This window comes from Pedobacter sp. AC402, assembly GCF_979252805.1.
The window spans coordinates 345,951-366,837 of sequence record NZ_CEEDAI010000006.1 but is presented as its reverse complement, the minus strand read 5'-3'; the positions used below and the strand labels follow the sequence as shown (position 1 = coordinate 366,837).

Annotated in this window: 16 protein-coding genes and 1 pseudogene; 9 read left to right on the top strand and 8 right to left on the bottom strand. The window is 38.9% G+C overall.

Going from position 1 to position 20,887, the window contains the following annotated elements:
* Positions 1-61: 61 nt before the first annotated feature.
* The 3 genes from AC0IWE_RS06005 to AC0IWE_RS05995 are packed head-to-tail and all read right to left on the bottom strand — an operon-like array spanning position 62 to position 2,250.
* On the bottom strand, positions 62-367 hold the full coding sequence (locus tag AC0IWE_RS06005; protein ID WP_471792335.1) for a GH36 C-terminal domain-containing protein: 306 nt from the start codon (positions 365-367) through the stop codon (positions 62-64).
* Positions 345-743 carry an alpha-galactosidase gene (locus AC0IWE_RS06000; protein WP_471792334.1) on the bottom strand — a complete coding sequence of 133 codons (399 nt, stop codon included), beginning with the start codon at positions 741-743 and terminating at the stop codon, positions 345-347. The genes AC0IWE_RS06005 and AC0IWE_RS06000 overlap by 23 nt, the downstream gene beginning before the upstream one ends.
* Positions 709-2,250: an alpha-galactosidase gene (locus AC0IWE_RS05995; protein WP_471792333.1), complete on the bottom strand. Its 1,542-nt coding sequence runs from the start codon at positions 2,248-2,250 to the stop codon at positions 709-711. The genes AC0IWE_RS06000 and AC0IWE_RS05995 overlap by 35 nt, the downstream gene beginning before the upstream one ends.
* Positions 2,251-2,732: 482 nt before the next feature.
* Between AC0IWE_RS05995 and AC0IWE_RS05990 the strand changes: the two genes are divergently transcribed.
* A complete protein-coding gene (locus AC0IWE_RS05990) occupies positions 2,733-3,632 on the top strand; it encodes an alkaline phosphatase family protein (protein WP_471792332.1) in 900 nt (299 codons plus the stop codon).
* A gap of 13 nt (positions 3,633-3,645) precedes the next feature.
* A complete protein-coding gene (locus AC0IWE_RS05985) occupies positions 3,646-4,965 on the top strand; it encodes a DUF6055 domain-containing protein (RefSeq protein ID WP_471792331.1) in 1,320 nt (439 codons plus the stop codon).
* 123 nt (positions 4,966-5,088) lie between these two features.
* Here AC0IWE_RS05985 and AC0IWE_RS05980 read toward each other — a convergent pair whose 3' ends face one another.
* From AC0IWE_RS05980 to AC0IWE_RS05960, 5 genes and pseudogenes are all read right to left on the bottom strand, one after another.
* Complete coding sequence (locus AC0IWE_RS05980) at positions 5,089-6,648, bottom strand: heparin lyase I family protein (protein ID WP_471792330.1); 1,560 nt, start codon at positions 6,646-6,648, stop codon at positions 5,089-5,091.
* Positions 6,649-6,959: 311 nt separating this feature from the next.
* Positions 6,960-7,580 carry a heparinase II/III domain-containing protein gene (locus AC0IWE_RS05975; protein ID WP_471792329.1) on the bottom strand — a complete coding sequence of 207 codons (621 nt, stop codon included), beginning with the start codon at positions 7,578-7,580 and terminating at the stop codon, positions 6,960-6,962.
* Positions 7,541-7,825 carry a heparinase II/III domain-containing protein gene (locus AC0IWE_RS05970; RefSeq protein ID WP_471792418.1) on the bottom strand — a complete coding sequence of 95 codons (285 nt, stop codon included), beginning with the start codon at positions 7,823-7,825 and terminating at the stop codon, positions 7,541-7,543. Before AC0IWE_RS05970 ends, AC0IWE_RS05975 begins: the two co-directional genes overlap by 40 nt.
* Before the next feature lie 87 nt (positions 7,826-7,912).
* Positions 7,913-8,933: pseudogene (locus AC0IWE_RS05965) on the bottom strand (heparinase II/III family protein); the annotation flags it as partial.
* A 119-nt stretch (positions 8,934-9,052) separates the two neighbouring features.
* Positions 9,053-10,276 carry a glycoside hydrolase family 88 protein gene (locus AC0IWE_RS05960; protein WP_471792328.1) on the bottom strand — a complete coding sequence of 408 codons (1,224 nt, stop codon included), beginning with the start codon at positions 10,274-10,276 and terminating at the stop codon, positions 9,053-9,055.
* Positions 10,277-11,155: 879 nt separating this feature from the next.
* Here AC0IWE_RS05960 and AC0IWE_RS05955 point away from each other — a divergent pair.
* The 7 genes from AC0IWE_RS05955 (at position 11,156) to AC0IWE_RS05925 (ending at position 20,775) form a co-directional block, all read left to right on the top strand.
* Entirely contained in the window at positions 11,156-12,097 is a 942-nt protein-coding gene (locus AC0IWE_RS05955; protein ID WP_463496253.1) for an ROK family protein, read from the top strand.
* Positions 12,098-12,653: 556 nt separating this feature from the next.
* Positions 12,654-13,373: a ferritin-like domain-containing protein gene (locus AC0IWE_RS05950; RefSeq protein WP_463496251.1), complete on the top strand. Its 720-nt coding sequence runs from the start codon at positions 12,654-12,656 to the stop codon at positions 13,371-13,373.
* Between the two features lie 12 nt (positions 13,374-13,385).
* Entirely contained in the window at positions 13,386-13,991 is a 606-nt protein-coding gene (locus tag AC0IWE_RS05945) for a ferritin-like domain-containing protein (RefSeq protein WP_471792327.1), read from the top strand.
* Positions 13,981-14,307: a hypothetical protein gene (locus AC0IWE_RS05940; RefSeq protein WP_471792326.1), complete on the top strand. Its 327-nt coding sequence runs from the start codon at positions 13,981-13,983 to the stop codon at positions 14,305-14,307. The genes AC0IWE_RS05945 and AC0IWE_RS05940 overlap by 11 nt, the downstream gene beginning before the upstream one ends.
* 30 nt (positions 14,308-14,337) lie before the next feature.
* Positions 14,338-17,484 carry a SusC/RagA family TonB-linked outer membrane protein gene (locus AC0IWE_RS05935; RefSeq protein ID WP_471792325.1) on the top strand — a complete coding sequence of 1,049 codons (3,147 nt, stop codon included), beginning with the start codon at positions 14,338-14,340 and terminating at the stop codon, positions 17,482-17,484.
* Between the two features lie 14 nt (positions 17,485-17,498).
* Positions 17,499-19,385, top strand: a complete 1,887-nt coding sequence (locus AC0IWE_RS05930) for a RagB/SusD family nutrient uptake outer membrane protein (RefSeq protein WP_471792324.1) — start codon at positions 17,499-17,501, stop codon at positions 19,383-19,385.
* 76 nt (positions 19,386-19,461) lie between these two features.
* Positions 19,462-20,775, top strand: a complete 1,314-nt coding sequence (locus AC0IWE_RS05925) for a sulfatase family protein (protein WP_471792323.1) — start codon at positions 19,462-19,464, stop codon at positions 20,773-20,775.
* The last annotated feature ends 112 nt before the right edge of the window (positions 20,776-20,887 follow it).

Here is a 20,887-nt window from a genome sequence, read left to right as displayed (position 1 = left end):
AACCTTAACGCTTAGGTTTGGTGGTTATAAAAGCCAGTATGGTTTACTGTATAAAACAGAATTAAATTGCCTGTACCTTTAAAACTACGCTTGTTCTGTAACTGTTTGCCTCTGGATTAAAGCCCACTTTCATTAAAAAGTCGCCAGAGTAAACCTTGGTAGCATCAATTGGAGATTTTGTGCCTGGGTACAAATTAATTTCTTCTATTTTGTATTTTTTAGCAGGATCCAATCCTTTTAGTTTGATCGGCAATATTACACCATTGGTAAAAAGTGTGGCCACATAATAATTAAAAACAATGGCTTGATCCTTCGCATCGTTTACATAGGCAATTGAAGCAATTTTATTTTCGTAAGGATCCTGCAAAGCGGTACTGTTGGCCGTGCCAAACAATATCTTTAAAGTTGTTATAGGTTTTAACAGCGTTCTTACTAAATAGCAAATCATTACTGCTCAGCTCATTTACGCGTACATCATAACCCAGTTTGCCCATCATGGCTACATCTGTTTTAAATTTAATCGGTTGTTTACCCATGTCGGTAATGTGGTTATCAACAGCAATCGAAGGGAAATAATAAGAATATTCCCACTGGATAAAAATGCGGTCGTAGGGATTTGTATTATCACTTGGCCAAAATTCAGTAAAGTATTTAAGTGCTGCATAATCCACTCTCGAACCTCCGCCTGCACAAAGCATCATCGGTGTTTTAGGGTATTTTTTTTCTAATCCTTTCCAGTACATTGTTTAAACCCCTGATGTATTCAATATAGAAATGATCCTGATTTTTTAAAGTAGGGGAGTTGGCATTATAAATCAGCGAATTGCAATCCCATTTAATAAAAGCAAGTTCGGGCACTTCCTTAAAAATATCATTAACGGTATTGAAAATAAAATCCTGCACTTTCGGGTTGGTTAAATCAAGCACCAATTGATTGCGCATGTAATATTCCTTCCTTTCTGGCTGTCTGATAATCCAATCCGGATGATTTTCATAAAGTTCGCTTTTTGGATTCACCATTTCCGGTTCTATCCAGATGCCAAATTTTACACCACTTGCGGTGGCCTCTTTACCCAAAGTACTGATGCCATTTTTAAGCTTTTGCCGGTTATATTGCCAATCGCCAAGACCTGAAGTTGCGCCATTCCGCGGATATTTGTTTCCAAACCAACCATCATCCAATAAGAACACATCTACACCTAATTTTTTGGTATCCTTAGTAAGTTCGTTTAATTTTTCATCGTTAAAATCGAAATAAGTGGTTTCCCAGTTGTTTAAAATGGTAGATCTTTCCCCTTTTCCATCTAATATCTGGTAGTTCCTTGCCCAATTTTGCAGGTTTCTACTAGCCAAACCTTTTCCTTCTGATGAATAGGTATAGATAAAACGTGGGGTTACAAAATTTTCGCCTGCTTTAAGGGTATAGTTAGATGAAAAATTATTGATTCCGGCAGTAATCCTTAAATAATATTCATCAAAAGTTTCAAAATCCAGCTTAAAATTTCCTGTCCAGGCCAATGAACCCGCTATCACTTCGCCGAGGTCTTCGGTTGCCGGCTGATCAATCGAAACCATAAATGAAGAAGAATGAAGCAGGTTTGTTCTGGTGCCAAGTTTCGAATCGATGGTTTTAATTCCATGCAATAGCTGTTGTTCTTCTGATCTCATTTCTCTTGTGGCACCACTGTATTGGTTTTTTAGAAAGAATTTTCGGCCATTCAAAGTAAGGTTTGCAGATGCATATTTATTTAATACAATGTTCTTTTTCTCATGGTGTTCAATCTCTGCCCATTGCTCAATTACATCTTCGTTAAAATAAGCCAGGTATTTTAAAGTCACCTTAAAATTGTATTTCAAATCTTTTAATACAATGCTGGTGAGTTTTCTGTTCTGATCGATCTGTTCCGTTTTAACCTCCGAAAAGCTTAACACCGTAGATTTATTGCCGTCGTTATGCGTAACGCTAAGTGCTGGTTCCATCAAATTCAGTGAGCCAGAAGCAATGTATGCTTCACTCTTATTTAAAAGATCATCCGATCCCGGTTTGTATTTATCAAGGGCTTGTATATTAGGGTATTCTTCAGTGCTTTGGAGCCTTTTGCCAATGTATGTTGATAATAATGCATTATCCTTATCGGTTTCCAGTATTAATACATTGTTTTTCGTGGCAATTTCAACAGTTTTTTGTGCAAAACTGGTTATTGTACTTGCAATTAATAAAAAAAATAGGGTAAAATGGGTTTTGGTCATTATAGCAATTGGATTTCAGGTTTTTTGATCATTATTTTGTAGTAAATGGATGTATAAGTATAAATCCCTCTCATTACTGCGCTTTAAATGCTAAAATTAAGGATTTGATTTTAAAGAAAACAAGTATGGCAATATCAAATGCACTTCAAACTTTTGGATGGCTAAGTTGCTTATTAATAAGCATATATTTTGTTTTATTTAGTAATTTGGACAATCTAAAAGTTATGAGATGATGTGTTACTGTAAATAACAGTTAATATCAAAAGCATTAATTATAGGTAAATTCGATTTCTATACATCAATAACAGTTTTGTTACTTTAATGTTTAGTATTGTTAAACTTTTGTTTAGTAATTATGCGGAATAGAATAATCTTTATTACCATTGCTGAATTTTAAGCTTAATGGGTTTAGCTATCGCAAAAGTTATAATGGATTATTTATAATTTTTTATTGCAGCATTTAATACGAACCTTAGTTAATTATGAAAAAAGTTTTTTTACAAATGATGGTGCTTTCCCTACTGTCATTATCGGCCCTGGCCCAGCGTAAAGCACATGTTTTAATTTTAGGCCTTGATGGCTTTAGTGCAGAAGGGTATAAAACTGCTAAACACCCCAACCTGGATAAGCTATTTGCTGATGGCGTGCTATCATTAACCACCCGCCCGGTAATGCCATCGGTTACGCTTCCAAACTGGACGAGCCATATGACGGGTTCCGGGCCGGAGGAACATGGTATAACTGCCAACGACTGGACATTGGAAAAACATACCCTGCAACCATTAGAAACAGATCAGGATGGTTATTATCCGTCTATATTTAAAGTGTTAAAGGATGCGATTCCTGCGGTTAAAACTGCTTACTATTATAACTGGAAAGAGTTGATTAATCCCATCAATAAAAAATACCTTGATGAGGTATCTTTTGAAGAAAAAGATCAATACAAAGACAACTACCAGAAGGCTTACGATTTTATGGTAAAAAACAAGCAAAATCCTACGTTAACTTTCCTGTATAGTGTACACACCGACCACGCAGGGCATGGATTTGGCTGGATGAAACCGGAATATATTGCGGCTATTGAGCAGGCAGACAGTGCTATAGGAGTACTGATCGGAAAATTAAAGGCAGATGGGATTTATAAAGACACCCACATTTTATTAATTACCGATCATGGCGGAATCAACACCGGCCACGGAGGTATTTCGATGGCAGAAATGCAGGTGCCTTGGGCCATAACCGGTCCGCAGATTAAAAAAGGCGGTTCAATCACTTCATTTAACAGCAATAAAAATACAAGTTTAGTACTGGCGAAAATTTTTGGGGTAAGTAAACTGCCCGAATCCTGGACAGGAACAGTACCTAAAAATATATTTAAGTAATCATTTGATATAAATGTTATATAAAATTAAGCATACAATCAGCCCAACGTTTGCATTTTTGCTTTTTGTTTTGCCTTTAATTGGAAATGCCCAAAAAAAGGAAACTGCAAAAAAGGTGTTTATTCCTAAAAATGTAAACAAAGTTCCTGAAAACAATAATTTTGAGGATAATAATAGTGTTTTTAGCAATAAACGACGGGTTGAATCAGCTAATGTGGTTATTTTTTGGTCGAAAGAACTTGGAGATGATCCAATGCAGAATACAGATACTGCAAAACGTTTTGATGTGAAAAGATCGCTATTGGAAACCGAACGTTTTTACAATTATTATATCGATAAATTAAAGGTATTAAAAAAAGGCCACTCTGTTTCTGACAGATATAAAGCACTCGTTTTTATTTATGGCGGAAACGAGGGTACGGCTTATGGAGGTGGACAAGATAGCGTAGCGATTTTATGGACACCTGCGGTTCGTGTACACCAATTCCCTTATGGTGTTTTGGCACATGAGCTTGGACACACCTTTCAATATATGGCAAATAAAGATCGGGGTACTTCTTTTCATGGAGCTGTAGATGAAATGGGAAGTCAATATCTATTATGGCAGGTTTATCCTAACTGGGTAGATTTTGAAAATTTCCATTTAATGGCATTTTTAAAACAGACCAACCTTGCTTTTCTTCACCCTGATAACCAATACCATTCGCCATTTTTACTGGAGTATTGGTCAGAAAAACATGGACTAGATTTTTACGGAAAGTTGCTAAATGGTTTAAATCCGGGCGAAGATCCGGTGATGACTTATAAACGCCTCAACAATATTGACCAGGAAAAGTTTAACGACGAGATTTTTGATGCCTCACGTAAGTTTATCACCTGGGATTTAAAACGTGTGAAGGAGGTAGCCAGTAAATATGCCAATAAGCATAAAACAATATTTAATCCCTTGGTAAATGACTGGTATACAATTAGTAAAAAAGACTGTCTGCAAAGTTATGGTTATAACGGCATTCGACTTAAGTTACCAGCTAGCAACACCATTAAGCTTAATTTTAAAGAATTGACAGATGTAGAAGGTTACCAGATAATTAACCCTGAAAATGCTGGCTGGAGATATGGTTTTTTGGCTGTTAAAGAAAATGGCGATCGTGTGTATGGCAAAATGTATTCTTCGAATGATGGAACTTGTACTTTTAAAGTGCCTAGCAAAACAGCTTATTTATGGTTGGTGGTAAGTGCTGCGCCAAAAGTACATACTAAATTGCCTAGAAAGCCCGATTTAATTGGTCAGTGGCCTTATCAGATTAAATTATCCGGAACTGATTTATATTAACAGCTTAATTAGCGCTTAAAAAAAAGATTTATAATTATTTGAAAAGAAACTGCCCTTTTTTTTAGGGCAGTTTCTTTTTTATCATCTAATCGCGTTAAAAAATATATCCGCTTATTCTATTATTTAAGGAGTAGGCAAAACCTGTCCACTTATCTGGAAGTCATTTAAGCCAACAATCGTTGTTCCGCTTGTTGCAGTTGCGCCGTAAGCATAAAGTCTGAATGTAATAGCAGTATTAATGCTGCTTAATGATGATGCATTAAATGAGATCGGCGTTGGGGTAGTTGTACCGCTAATTGTTACCGGAGCAGAAATATTTGCAGCAAAATTATCCACGCTTGATCGGAGCACAAAAGTATTGGGATGCGTTGTACCACCCCTTAACACGGTAAATTTAAGGTCGCTAAAATTAAAATAATAACCAGTTTTAGGTTCCATATTAAATTCATAATACGCTGTAGGATCAAATACTGAAGGTGTTCCTGCTGATACCGCATTTACCCATCCGCCAACTAAATACCGTGCAGCAGGGCCGGGTGTACCGCTTGATAAGCCTGCGGCAGTTAATGTAGCGCGTGAGAAATCAGATCGAGGGGTACCGATCACATTATCTGCCGGGTTTGGTGCAGGGTTGGTGCTGTTCACATATACAATGTTTTGCGCGGCCTGGTATTTTATGTTCGGGTGGATATAAATGTGGCTGGTATTGTTATATGCGGTAGGATTGGTGATATTGGAAGTTAATGTATACGGACCATCCAAATAGGCCGGGTTGGCATCAGGAATACTGTTGCCCCAAATTAAGCCTGTTGTGGTAGGGGCTTGGTTAAGGTTAATAATGCGGATATCATCATGGTAAACAATGCGCGTGCTGTTTGGCGGTACCACATATAACCCCCATTTAATGTAACCAATATTCCCAGCATTAACATCGCCTGTAAAGGTTGCATAGTTTGTTTTTTCGTCTACCAAAACAAAATCATTCTGTCCGGGTAATTTCATGTAGGTTCTCATGTATCCGGTTGTGGTGGTGGTCCATAGTACATCAATTCTAAATTTAATCCATTGATTTACATAGGGTTGCAGGTTGCTAACGATGTCCTTTGTCGAAACATCCTGATACCTGATTCTAACCGCATTTCTTTGCGCCCGGATCATCAATGGAACATTTTCTCCGCCTGATACTTTTAACTGAAAAAGATTACTTTCATTAGTTGGGTCGCCCTGGTTCCAAACCGGCCAGTCTTTTAATAAAACGCTAAACTCGTAACGCCGCTCATCGCCGGGGAAATAACGTGCTGCAATAACCTGTTGGGCATCACTCTCACTTCTCCAGTTGCCGTCAGAGTTATAGCCCGAATCGCCATACACAACCTTGTGTGCTATTGCATAATTTGGTGTTGTAGCGCCCAGCGATACCAGGTAAGCAGCATCTGTGGCGGTGGCATTGGTTGGGTTAATGGCCGCAATTCCCGAATTTAGTGTGCCATTTTCGTAAGTAACATTTAAAATGGTATCGCCGTAATTTAGGTTTGCCTGTGGCCCTGAAGCCATTTTCGGAACAGTAAATTTTTGATCTTCAGTTTGGCTGGTTACACCATTTTGAATTTTACTGCAAGCACTTGCCAAAAATAATAAGGCTATTGCCAAATACTTTTGTAGGTAAACTGACTTTTTTTTCATGTTGTTTTTTGGTTAGTTGGTGGTTGTTTTGCTATTTCATGTTGGTTATGTTTTTGTTAACAATCATTTACTCATTCATTTATTTGTGCGTGTCTCCAAGCTGCGCAAGGGGGCGGGCTATCCGCTACAAGTCCTCGCTTCGTCATGCTTCCTCGCTGTGGGCTTTACGCTACTATCCCTCACGCCAGCGATTGCCATAAAGCTAAGCAGGCTAATGCCGCGCAAATTATTTTCTTAAATTGCAGCACAACAGGTTTTGATCTCTCTTGCAAAAGATCAAAACCTGTAGGGAAACTAAATTGGTTTTTATGCTATTTAATTAAAGATGTTTTTACAACACGCTTTATGCCATCGATAGTGAGGGTAAGGTTAATTTCGCCTTTTTCTAAACTGTTGCCTGTATTTTCTGTAATGGCAATTTCTGGTGCTTTACTACCCTCAAAAGGATAAACTATCGATATAAAATTTTGCGTTTTGTTGTCGCGCTTAGGTTTTTCAAATACAAAAGCCGGTCGTGGCATTTCCTGGTTGTAGATATAAGAAACTTTGCCTTCTTCTTCGTTCAGGGTAATTTTATCCGCATTCAGCGATTGAATCAATAAGTTATTTCCGTCGCTATAGGTACTGTAAACCTTGTTTTTAGCCTTATCAAAAACAGGTTTGCTGTCTTCCTTCAATTGGAAGTGAACGCCCAGGTTACCGGTAGCTTTCCCAATAGCCTGATCAATGATGAGAAAATATTTCTGATCAATAAATAATACGCTGCGCTGATGATTTAAATCCTGGTAACTTGGATTGGTATAGGTTAAAATATCCATTTTCCCTGCGCCTTCTCCATTATTTGAGGGTTGGTTTAAAGCGGTAAACCATTTATTTTGCTGTGCTTTTGTAATCACCATATTTTGGTTATCAAGGGTAAGTGTACTGTGCACGCGGCTTTGGCGGTACCAATTCCTTTTTTGGTTACTTCTGCATCACCGCTATATAAATAACAGCCGGCATCAGGTGTAAAATTTCTGCCTTTTACCCAAAGCTCAAAAGTGCCATTATCGGGTTGGGCATGAAACTCTCCAGGCTGACTTGCTTTTAAAATCATTACAGTTGATTTATCGTTCCAACCGTTTCTAAAAGTGTAAAAACCAGAAGAGGTTAATCCATGCGATAAATAATTCGGCAAAGCACCCGCTGCGCCATCCGTTGCAAAGTATTTAATCTCTTCATTTTGTGGGAAAGTTTTGGCCCATGCAGCAAATGCCTTAATTCTTGATGATTTTTCAACCGGCCACGAATCGCCGAACATTGGGTTGTTATAATCAGGAAAAGAGATATTTGCTGTCGCTATTACCATGTTTTCTACTGTTTTAATATAACTCTCCGGAAATTCTTTCTGTGCCGGCCAGTTTAGCAGCGTTGTAAGCTTTAAGAAAAATATCGATGGTGGCAACATGATAAGTTGGCGAAAGTTCCCACTGCATACCATCCGGATAAACCTGCTTTTTAATTTCGCGGTTAAGCACTTCAATACCACTTTTACGCCATACCGCAGCCTGTTTAAGTTCCGGAAAAATACTGCCCGATCCTAAAACCCTTTGTGCCTCAAACAACAAATGATTGCCCTCGGTACTGTAGTTTTTAGGGATGTAATCAGTTTGTTGGTTAAACAGATTTAAAAATTCCAATAAAAATGAAGGGGTAAAGTTGGGCGAGCTTACAAATAAATTAAAGGTACCGGGTAAGCTTTGTATCCTTTCCGAAACTTCTAGAGGGCGCCAGGCAAAACTGTCGTTATCTTTTGATTTACCCAATGGGTTTTTCTTTGCCCAATCTCTGAACTGAAAAATCCATTCTTTGGCATATTTTTCATCAGCACTGCTGCGGTAGGCCATACCCATTGGTTGCCACCAGGTAACACGGTGCAACTGCCAGCGTACCTCATTGTCTTTCACAGGCCAAAAATCCCAGTTTATATTCTTGCCGTAATCGTAATACCCATAGCCTTTTTGTGGCTGAAATTTATGTTCCAACGCGTTATCTGCTTTTACCTGGTTGGCTTTACCAATATCCTTTCCTCTAAAACGTGCTTCATCACCTACATTAAAATCAGGGTGCTTAATATTTTTCCGGTTACGGTAATACGTTAAAAGAGCATTGGCCGCATCGTTATATTCGCCGGCGTTAAAGAGTTTGTTTACTTTTTCCAAACCCGGGTAAGCCAAATTAATTGCGTCAAAACTTGCTTTTGTAATCGGTATATCTTGTGCTGTGGCAAATAATGTACTGCACATCAACATGTAAAGCAATATATTTTTTTTAAAGCTCATTTATTGTGTTTTAAATTAGTTTAATTTCTTTTGTGTAAATATGTTATGGTAAGCTTCAGATTTAACTCCGCAAGATTAAAAAATTAAGATTTAGCTAAATCTTTTAAATCTATTTTTTTAATGGCTACATAACGTTTTAAGGCTTCCAGGTAATAATAGTCGGCATAATCTAGCGGCGTATCAATCTCCGAATTGTATAAAAATGCACCTACACTGTGTTTCAGTAGAAAATATTTATTTTCGCCCTGTTTGGCTAAATACGCTTCAGAAGAAAGTGATTTAAGTATTTCTTCCGCATAATCAACATATTTTTTACCGTCTTTAACCTGTGTGCTTAAATCCAGCAGGGCCGATGCAATTACCGCTGCTGCAGAGGCATCTCTTGGCGCGCGTTCTGCGGTATCCATTGCATTATGTACGTCAAAATCCCACACCGGAATTTTATCTTTTGGCATGCGTGGGTGGTTCATAATAAATTTGGCAATATTTTCTGCCTGGGTTAAAAATGCGGTGTTTTTAGTATTGGCATAACACATGGTATAGCCATACAATCCCCAGCCCTGGCCACGGGCCCAGGCCGATTCGTCTGTAACCCCCTGATGGGTTCTTTTGGCCAGTACCTTACCAGTGTTAGGGTCGTAATCAACCACATGGTACGAGCTAAAATCAGGCCTGAAATGATTTTTCATCGTTGTGCTGGCATGCGTACTCGCCGCAATAATATAATCTGGCTTTTTAAATTCTTTACCCGCCCAATACAAATATTCGAGGTTCATCATATTATCAATAATTACCGGGTAATGCCACCACGAAAAATCCCACGATTTTATTACCCCAACCTTTGGGTTAAATCGGTTGTATAAATGTTGTGCACCATCGGCCAACGCTGGCAAATAGTTTTTATCTGCGGTTATTCTAAAGGCATTGCCATACGAACAGTAGAGCATAAAACCTAAATCATGCGAGCTGGTAATGTTACGCACGGTATCAAGCGCAAGGGTAAATTTCCTGGCTTGTTGGGCAAGGTTTTTATCGCCCGTAAGCTCATATCCATACCATAAACTGCCCGGAAAAAACCCGGTTGTCCAATCGGTTACACCCGCTGTCCTTACTGTGCCGTTTGGATTAATAGAACGTGGGTTTTGTCCGGGTTTATAAGTAATGGCAGCCTTATTTAGCTGAAATGCAATTACATCCGTTGCATTTTTGAGCCATTGCGGGGCTGGGTTTTGTGGTATCGGCCAGGCATAACAGTTTAGTATCATCGCGGCCGTGAGCCAAACTAAGCAAAAAGCTTTTTTCATCATGTGTTCGTTAGGTTCTTTTGATAATTGTTTTGTGGAGTGAAGTTAGTGGGGGAGAAACAGAAACACTTTTGATTATTATCAGAAATATTTTGAATTTGGTTAATGGATTGTTTTAGAGCTGGTATTTCAGATTTATAACAAGTGGATCAATCAAGTGTACGCCTTATGTGATGGTTGTAATTTGGGCGTGCCCCAAGCTGCGCAAGGGTCGGGCTATTCGCTGCAAGTCCTCTCCCGATGAAGGGATCGGGATGCGGGCTTTCCGCTGCTATCCCTCACGCAAACTTATCTCCAATGAGAAAGTTTATTACATGTTTGAGTGCTTTGACATAAAGATTGCTTCGTCGGCTGAAAAAGCCTTCTCGCAATGACGATAGCCATAGGATATCCCTTAAAATCATGTCACTCATATTGATTTTTATACAATAAATTATCCCTTAGGACGATAAACTTATATCTGAAACTTAAATAACCACAATCTTAAATAGTCCTCGTTTGTAACGAGGATTTTAGAGGTACGCATTTGCAATGCGAAAATAATTCCTTTAAGAGCGATAAAATCGCATTACTCGTACATCCTCGTTACAAACGAGGACGATGTAGTCGATGTAGCTCTCCGTGCTTTCCGTGTTTCCGTGGCAAACTTAGCTGTAAATCTGTTGTTAAAAACTAATAAGATGTCATTATTCTGCTTTGATTTTAATTATTAATCAATATTTAAAGGTTTTAGGCTGAAATCTAAGGCTTAGACGCATCAGAGGTACTATTTTTAGCTTATATTTAGATGCTAGATTCATACAAAACAAACACATCCTTTTAAAGCAATGCAAAAAACATTTAAAATAGGTTCGGTATATGGTTAATTTAAATAATTTCAACGTGGAACAATCATATGCAATCGGAATTGATGTTGGTGGCTCTTCACTAAAATGTGGAGTGGTAAACCAAAATGGCGAAATTTTATATTCCATTATTGTATCGCTAAAAAATGCGAAAACACAGGGTGCAATCATTGCGCTTATTGTAGAAGCAATTAATACCTGTGCTAAAAAGTTTAAAAACCCTATTCTAGGTGTAGGCATCGGTTTCCCCGGAATTATCTACAACAATAAAATTATTGCCGGAGCAGATAATTTACCTGGCTTTAAACAATTGGCTTTAGGCGAAATTTTGCAGGAAGTAACACGGTATAATATTGTAATGGATAACGATGCCAATTTAATGGGACTTGGCGAAATGACCTATGGTGCCGCGAAAGATTGTAGCGATGTTGTTTTTCTTACCGTAGGTACAGGAATTGGCGGTGCGGTAATGATTGATAATAAACTTTATGGCGGATTTAGAAACAGAGGAACAGAGCTTGGCCATATAGTGGTAGAGCATAAAGGCGTAGCTTGTGCCTGTGGTGGCCGCGGCTGTTTAGAAGCTTATGCCTCGGTTACGGCCTTACTTAACCATTATAAATCCATTCACCCCAACCCACCAGAAGAAATTGATGGTAAGTACATGGTAGAAAAATATCACGCCAGGGAAGAACATGCTGTAGAAGCAATGGAATCCCATTTCGATTACCTTGCAACAGGAATTATCAGTTTTGTGAATATTTTTAGTCCGCAAAAAATTGTAATTGGTGGCGGTATAAGCGAATCAGGTGCTTTTTATGTAAGGGAAATCGAAAGAAGGATTAAAACCCTGGCTGTACCCATATCATTGGCGAGTGGTTTGGTGGTTGCAGCTAACCTGGGTAACAAAGCAGGTTTGTTGGGCTGCGCTGCTAATGTTTTTCAAAAATTTAAGGCATTTGATTATGTCGCAAAATAATTTTTTGGTTAAGCAATTATTATAAAGCAAGAAATCTTTTACATACTCAAAGGTTGTTCATTTAAATGAGCAACCTTTTTTTTGTGGTGTATCTTAAATTTTAAAACTGTATTATTTCCGGGTAAGTAATAATAATATATCAGTCTGAGGCTGTTAATCACTCATAAATTATCCTACCAAATATCATTAATATTAAAATTGTATTATTTATCATGCTATATTTTTGGACTAATCATAAAGTGATAAAAATTCTTTTTGTTAGTTAAAATATGGCCGATTAACTATAAAATCGATGTTTTACTCAAATTTGATAGTATTTTAAACAAATTTAAAACTCTTTTTATTTGGCTTACGCTAAATTCGTTTCCGTTAAATGATGTGGAACAAACATGGTAGAGATAGTTTTCCTCTCCATACTTATACAATCATCACACACAAGGCAAAACCTGAAAAGCTTTTTGCAGATATAACCAAATAATACCGATCGATTAAGGGTAATAACCAAACCCGGCTTCGATATTTTGCAGATAACCGAAATAATAAATCAACTAACAAAATGACTAAAAGTAATTCTGAAGCGAATGCTGAAAAAGATTCTTTTTCGGCAAGCATGCGGCGAAGGCAGTTTTTACAGTTTACAGGGGCATCAGCAATTGCAGTTGGATTAATTGGCTGTAAAAAAGATAAGCCTGCCGAATTTGAAGCAGCTTATGTAAATACCGATAATACAATCGATTTTAAGGATGATGCAGGTTTGCTAAATTACATTTATGCACTCGAACAGTTAGAAGCTGCATTTTATGTTAAAGCCGCCGAAAGTTTGCCAACTTCCTTTACTGCCACACAGATTTTATTCTTCAATGATATTAAACTGCACGAAATTGCACATCGTGAGTTCTTCAAAAGAATTTTGGGCACAACTGCAATAGGAAATTTAACCGTAGATTTTTCGAGTATTAATTTTGCCGATGCTACAGCTGTACTCAACACAGCAAAAACGTTCGAAGATTTAGGCGTTGCAGCCTATAATGATGCCATTAGCAGATGTAAAAATGATTACAACCTCATTATTTTAAGCCAGATTGCTACAGTAGAAGCACGCCATGCGGCTTATGTACGCAGCCAGATTGATGCATTGAGTTTTGCTGATTTAAATGAACTGGCCCCGCTTGGTGCAGATGCAGGCAGTGCCCTTGATGTTAGTTTAGCACCAGGCAAAGTTTTAGAGCAGGCATTAAAATACATTAAAACAAAATTGACCATCATCAATCTTTAAATCACAATCAACATGAATGTTTTAAATATCCTTAACGAGATAGAAAAAGTAGAAAGTGAGCTTTATGAAAGATTGAGCCCAAGGCGTAATGCATTGCAGCACTTTTTTAATATCGGAAAAAAAGTATCCTTAGCAGTACTACCTTTAACATTAGGTACCGCATTTCAGAAAGCATATAGCCAAACCACCTTAAATACTGCTACGGTTGATTCGCTCAACCTGGTTTTAGCGCTGGCCTACATGCAATTTCAGTTTTACAACAATGCACTCACTACTACGCCAACTTTAATTCCCGCAGCCGATAAACCGATCATTACCACCCTGCGCGATCAGGAACAGGCACACATTAATGTTTTAACTAAAGCGGTTACTGATTTGGGTGGCACGCCAAGAGCGCTAATGCCTTATGCCAATTTTGATTATACGAAAATCAATGTAAACGTAACTACAAATTATAGCACATTTTTACGCACAGCTGTTGCAATGGAAGATTTGGGCGAACGTGCTTACAAAGGCCAATTGATTATCTTGATGGGCACTGCCTCATTTGGCTACTGCAGCCCGGATACAAACGGTAGAGGCCCGTCATGCTGCACAACTGCGCATAATGGTGAATAAATTGCAGATTGCTACACTTAAATACCTGCGCCCATGGGTAAGTATCAGGAGAAACGATGCCGACGGAACAGATATACTGCCTATAACAGGCAACGACTCGATGATAGCCGCACTAAACCCAATATATGATATTGATACCGGGTTGGTAAACAGGGAAACCAAAACCATACAAGCAGGGATTGAACTTATTGGTATTGGCGGAAATACCAGTTTAACAGCAGGTGCCGCATCAGAGGCTTTTGACGAATATCTTTTAACTGCAACCGTAAAAACAGCTGCCAACATATTTATCAAAACAGCATTTCAACTAAAATAATATAGGTAGCAACCCTTTAAATAAAGAATTATGAAACGAACCATACTCATATTTTTATTGTTTCTCACTGTCAAAATGCTTTATGCACAAGAAGTAATCACAGTAAACGGTGTAGTACGCGATGGCGGGAACCAGCCCATGCCAGGTACAACCATTACTGAAAAAGGAACAGCCAATAAAGTAGTATCAGCAAACAACGGTAGCTACCAGATTAAAGTAAAATCGAACGCAACACTCGTGTTTTCTTACCTCGGTTCTAAATCTGTAGAACAATTGGTAAAAAACCGTACCACCATTGATATTAAACTCGTTGATGATGAGAATAACCTTAACGAAGTTGTAGTGGTGGGTTATGGTACACAAAAAAGGTCAGACCTTACCGGTGCCATCTCATCTGTTAAAGGTGCAGAACTTGCAAAAAGCCCTGTGCAAAACGTAGCTTCGGCACTGGTTGGCCGTGTTGCCGGTTTACAGGTTGCTGCTGATGATGGCTCGCCAGGTGGGAGTCCATCAATTACCTTACGGGGCGGGGGCTCTATTACGCAAAGTAACGAGCCGCTTTATGTGATAGATGGGGTGCCGCAAACTGATGGAATAAACTTTTTAGATCCAGGTGATGTAGAAAGCATTGATGTATTAAAAGATGCCTCTGCAACCGCAATTTATGGAGCAAGAGGGGCAAATGGCGTAATTTTAGTTACCACCAAACAATTAAAGCCAGGCAAGTTAACCATTGGGTACGATATGTATTACGGTGCAAAAAAGGCCAATAAATTTATCCCTGTACTTAATCCCTACGATTTTAATATCCTCGTGTACGAGCGGTTTCTCAATAACCCAGCACTTTTAACCGGGGTAGAAAACACATTTGGTAAATTTTCTGATTACCACTCAAATTACGATAACCGAGCAGGTAATAACTGGCAGAAAATTATATTTGGCGATTGGGTAAATACACAATACCATAAAATTAGTATTGCCGGCGGACAGGGCGAAACCCGGTTTAATTTATTTTATTCCAATAACAACGATCAGGGCATTGTACAACCAGGCGGTTCTACAAAAAATGTTGCCAAGTTGAGTCTTTTACACAATATCAATAAAAAAATAAAACTAAGTGCCATTGTGAATTACAGCGACCAAAAAACAACTGGTTTTGGTACACGCGATGGTAGCGACCGTTTTAATACCCTGATCAGCTTTTTTCAGTACAGGCCAACAGGTGGCATTGGTTTAAGCGACGAAGATTTCGCAACGCTTGATAACGACCCCACGGTTGATGTTAGTGCCATTCCGCTGCAAAACCCAAAAACAAGTGCAGAATCAACACAAAAGGAATCTTTTAACCGTACTTTAAACCTCAATACAACAATCGATTACAACTTTGCTGATCATTTTACGTACCGTGGCCTAGTATCAGGCCGTATTTCAGGAACTAAAGATAAATTGTTCAGCGATGCACGTTCGGTACTTGCCAAAAGAAGCGGGGGAGCCTTCGGTTCATTAACGCAAACCGATATTAACGGCTGGAACTATAGCAACACAGTTACTTATGACAATATCTTTAATAAAAACCATAAAATTTCCGTATTGGTTGGTCAGGAGCAATTGTATACAAGCAGAGAAGCATTTAGTGCCAGCAACAGCCGGTTTCCGGTTGTAAATTTGGGCTTGGATAATATTTCTTTGGGCACAACGTCCGGTATTCCAACTTCTATATCTGAAGCAGAAAGCATGCTTTCCTTCTTTTCGCGTGTAAGTTATGCCTACAAAGATAAATACCTTTTTAATGCTACCGTAAGGGCAGATGGTTCTTCAAAATTTGGTGATAACAACAAGTGGGGATATTTTCCTTCTGCGGCATTTGCCTGGAGAGTCATTAATGAACCTTTTTTAAAGGATATTAAATTTCTTTCGGATGCAAAGGTTCGCCTTAGTTATGGTACATCGGGTAACAACCGCATCCCCAATTATTTAATGCTTAGTCAGCTTGCTACAGGTAACTATCCCCTAAATAACCTCAACAACATTACCGTTTATCCAAACAATATCGAAAACGAAGATTTAAAGTGGGAAACAACCAAATCTTTTAATATTGGTTTAGATCTGGGTTTCTTTAAACAAAGAATCGCCCTAACCATCGAAGCTTATGATAACCGTACCAAAGATTTATTGTTAAATACTCAAATACCTTACACCAGTGGTTTTGCCAGTCAGTTTTTAAACATAGGAGCTACATCCAATAAAGGTTTAGAACTTACATTAAATACTGTAAATGTAAGAACCACTAATTTTTTATGGAATAGTACCCTTTCCATGTCGGTAAATAAAAACAAGGTTTTGGCCTTAAGCAATGGCGAAGATTTTAGGTTAAGCAACAGCTGGACAGCCCAAAACGATTACCTGGTACAGGTAGGGGGTGCATTGGGCCAAATGTATGGTTACAGATCTAACGGCGTTTACCAGGTAAGTGATTTTAATTACAATCCCACCACCAATATTTATTCCCTTAAACCAGGCAATCCTGCTGATGTAAATTATGCTGCTCAGCCAGGCTTTTTAAAGCTTGTTGATTTAAACGGAGATGGTATAATTAACCCACTGGATAGAACCGTACTTGGAAATGGAATTCCTAATTTTATCGGCGGTTTTAACAACACCTTCTCTTACAAAGGTTTCGACCTCAGCATTTTTATCAACTGGGCTACAGGCGGAGATGTATACAATGCCAACAGGTTGCACATGAGCACCAACGTAAGTGCCAATGTAAATACCCTTGCTTATTTTAAAGATCGCTGGACAACAATTGATGCCAACGGCAACGCGCTCACTACCCCGCTTGTACTCGCCGAAGCAAATAAAGGAAGAACAATTCCAAGGTATGATGGTTACGGCACAACGCCCCGCCTTATCGACCAGATGATTGAAGATGCATCTTTTATAAGAATCAATAATGTAAGCCTGGGCTACACTTTGCCAAAAACATGGATATCGAAACTGAAGCTGAGCAACGTACGGATTTACTTAACCGGTTATAACCTGCAAGTATTCGATACCTATTCAGGCTACGATCCGGAGGTGAGCACAAACAAAAACGGTGGCTTAACACCAGGTGTAGATTTTGGTGGCTATCCGCGCAGCAGGTACTTTGTGGCTGGTTTAAATGTTTCATTATAAAAGAATACCCGATTATGAAAACGAAATTAAAATACCATATCGCAGGCTTATTTAAATGTTTAGCTGTAGCAATTGTGCTCACTAATTTAACCGCTTGCAAAAAAACACTTACCGAAGAGCCTAAATCTGTTTTCAATGCAGATCAATTTTTTAACACTACTGATGAAGCCAACCTGGCAACACTTGGTGCTTACGAAAGCATGAGCAATGGCAATACCCTAGGTTTTTATGCTTCAATTTTGTATGAAAATGATAACGATATTGCACAGATTAGGGATGTATTAACAACCGATTTCAGGGGCATTGCACATTATGTAATTACAGCCGAAGCTGTATACATGCAATCTACCTGGCAAACCTATTATGAAGGTGTAAACAGGGCAAACCTGGTAATTGAGCGAATTCCGCAGATGGCTATCTATATTGATGGATCGCAGCGTAAAACTTTAAACAGGTATTTGGGCGAAGCAAAGTTTCTGCGTGGGTTTTATTATGCAGAATTAACCAGGTTATTCGGTGCGGTACCCCTTAAACTTACGCCAACACATGCCGATGATGAATTGCGCATTGCTAAAAACACCACTGCAGAAGTATATACGCAGGTAATTAAAGATATGACCGAGGCTATTGAGTTGTTGCCTGATGGTAAAACCAGCGATGAACGCATCAGTAAATTGGGCGTAAAGGGAATGCTTGCCCGCGTAGCTTTGTTTGCGGGTGGCTATACGCTGCAACAAAATGGCCAGATGGAAAGACCCGCGAATTATAAAGATTATTATGCCATTGCGCAAAAGCAGACCAAAGAGATAATGGATGCCAATTTATATTCGTTAAATCCAAGTTATGAGCAGTTTTTCCGTAACCAGTGCCAGTTAAAAATCGACCCTTTCGAAAGCATGTTCGAAGTTGCCTTTTATAACATAACAGGTGGTTTAGGAAATTCGAGTGTTATCGGGCAGTGGAATGCACCCTTATCAGCAGCAGTCAGCACTTACGGCCGTACCAATTCATATGTAAAAACAACGCCGTTATTTAGAAATATGTACACCTCTGGCGATTTGCGTAGAGATGTTTCCATAGCAACTTACCAGATCAATGCTGCGGGCCAATTTCTGGAGTATGCAGCCGCTGCAGACAATAACTTTGCGCCAGGTAAATGGCGTAGAGAATATCAGGCTTTGCCACCAAAAGATTTAAACAATACCGATATCAATTACGTGGTATTGCGTTATGCCGATGTGTTGTTAATGCGTGCAGAAGCCGAAAACGAATTAAACGAAGGCCCAAATGCCGCCGCTTACGATGCCATTAACCAGGTAAGAAAGAGGGCGTTTACTGCCGACGTTTTTGGTAAGAAAATTATAAACGTTAAAATGGCTGTACAAGGCAGTGGTTACACCAGCACACCTACAGTTACCATTACAGGTGGTGGGGGTACAGGTGCTACCGCTACAGCAATTACCAGTGCAACCACTAACCCAACTACCGGTGCCGTTACCGCAGGTGCCGTGGTAGGCATTAAAGTAACCAACTTTGGTGCAAACTATACTTCTGCGCCAACAATAACCATTACAGGCGGCGGTGGCACAGGTGCTACGGCAACAGCAGAAATTACAGATACACAAATCCCCACGGGATTAAATAAAGCTGATTTTTTTACCGCAGTTAAAAATGAAAGGGCACTTGAACTTTGTTTTGAAGGATTAAGAAAATATGATTTGATGCGCTGGAACATATTGGGTTCGAGTTTGCGCGCCACAGAAGCTGCACTTAAAGCTTACAGAGCCAATTACCCGTATATTGCCGGAACAAATTTTAAAGATGGTAAAAATGAATTGTATCCGATTCCGCAAAGGGAGAGGGATTACAATTCAAAATTGGTGCAAAACCCTGGGTATTAATGTAAATGCTGAATAAATGAAAAAAATACATTTCTTTCTGTGTTTTCTTATGCTAAATGTCATCGCTTTCCAAGTGATGGCACAAAATGCAGACAAGCCCAATATTTTAATCATTATGACCGATCAGCAAACGGCTGAAGCAATGGGGAATGCCGGTAATCAATACCTGCATACCCCAGCTATGGATAAGCTTGCAAAAAACGGTGTGAGGTTTACCAAAGCATATTGTGCACAGCCTTTATGCACCCCCTCGCGCACGGCCATTTTTAGCGGAAAAATGCCTTTCGAAACTGGTTTTACAGGTAATGCTCCGGAAAAAGACGGACAATGGCCGGATAGTTTACTCATGATGGGCAAAATTTTTCAGAATGGAGGTTATCAAACAGGTTATGTTGGTAAATGGCACCTTCCAGTGCCCACTACAAAAGTAAATCAGCATGGTTTTGAATACATCCAGAATACCAATTTCTTAGATTATAATGATGCAGGTACGCCAGCCTATTGTGCTAGTTTTATAAAAGAAAATAAAGACAAACCTTTTTTATTGGTGGCCTCTTTTTTAAACCCCCACGATATTTGTGAGTGGGCCAGGGGCGAAACTTTAAAGATGGATATTTTAGCTGATGCACCGCCAGCAGATCAATGTCCGCCATTACCTGCCAATTGGAAAATTCCTGCAAATGAACCAAAAATTGTGCGTGAGCAGCAAAAGGTAAGTCTGCGCACTTATCCAAGTGTAAACTGGAATGCTGATCAATGGCGGCAATACCGTTGGGCCTACAACCGTTTGGTAGAAAAAGTAGACCACTACATCGAAATGGTGATGGCCTCACTGAAAAAATATGGTATAGAAAAAAATACAATTATCATTTTTACTGCCGATCATGGCGATGGTTATGCAGGGCACAGTTGGAACCAGAAACAGATTTTGTACGAAGAGGCCGCTAAAGTTCCTTTTATCATTTCAAAAATTGGCGAATGGAAAGGCCGTACAGATGATATGCTCGTATGTAACGGAACAGATATTATCCCAACCATTTGTGGCTTAACAGGTGTGCAAAAACCGAATTACCTTAAAGGGATTGATATTAGTAAAAGATTAACCCAGCCTGGTAAAAACCTGCGCGATACCCTGGTTATTGAAACAGATTTTGCCGATAATGAAACGCTCTTGGGTATCGGCGGTAGGGCAGTTATAACCAAAAATTTTAAATATATAGTTTATAATAAAGGCGATATTAAAGAGCAATTGTTCGATCTAATTAAAGACCCTGGTGAAATGAATAACCTTGCCGTAAATACCACTTATAAAAAAAAATTAATTGCCATGCGCCAATATTTAAAACTTTGGTGTAAAGCAAATGGCGATAAGTTTACTGCTGGTTTGTAGGAAAATCCCGTATCGCGTCATTTCCAGCGTACCTGTAGCTATCGGGTGTAACTTAGTTGAGAAATCTAATAGAAAGAATGAAAAAAGGTCGTCAAACCCGCTCACCAAAACA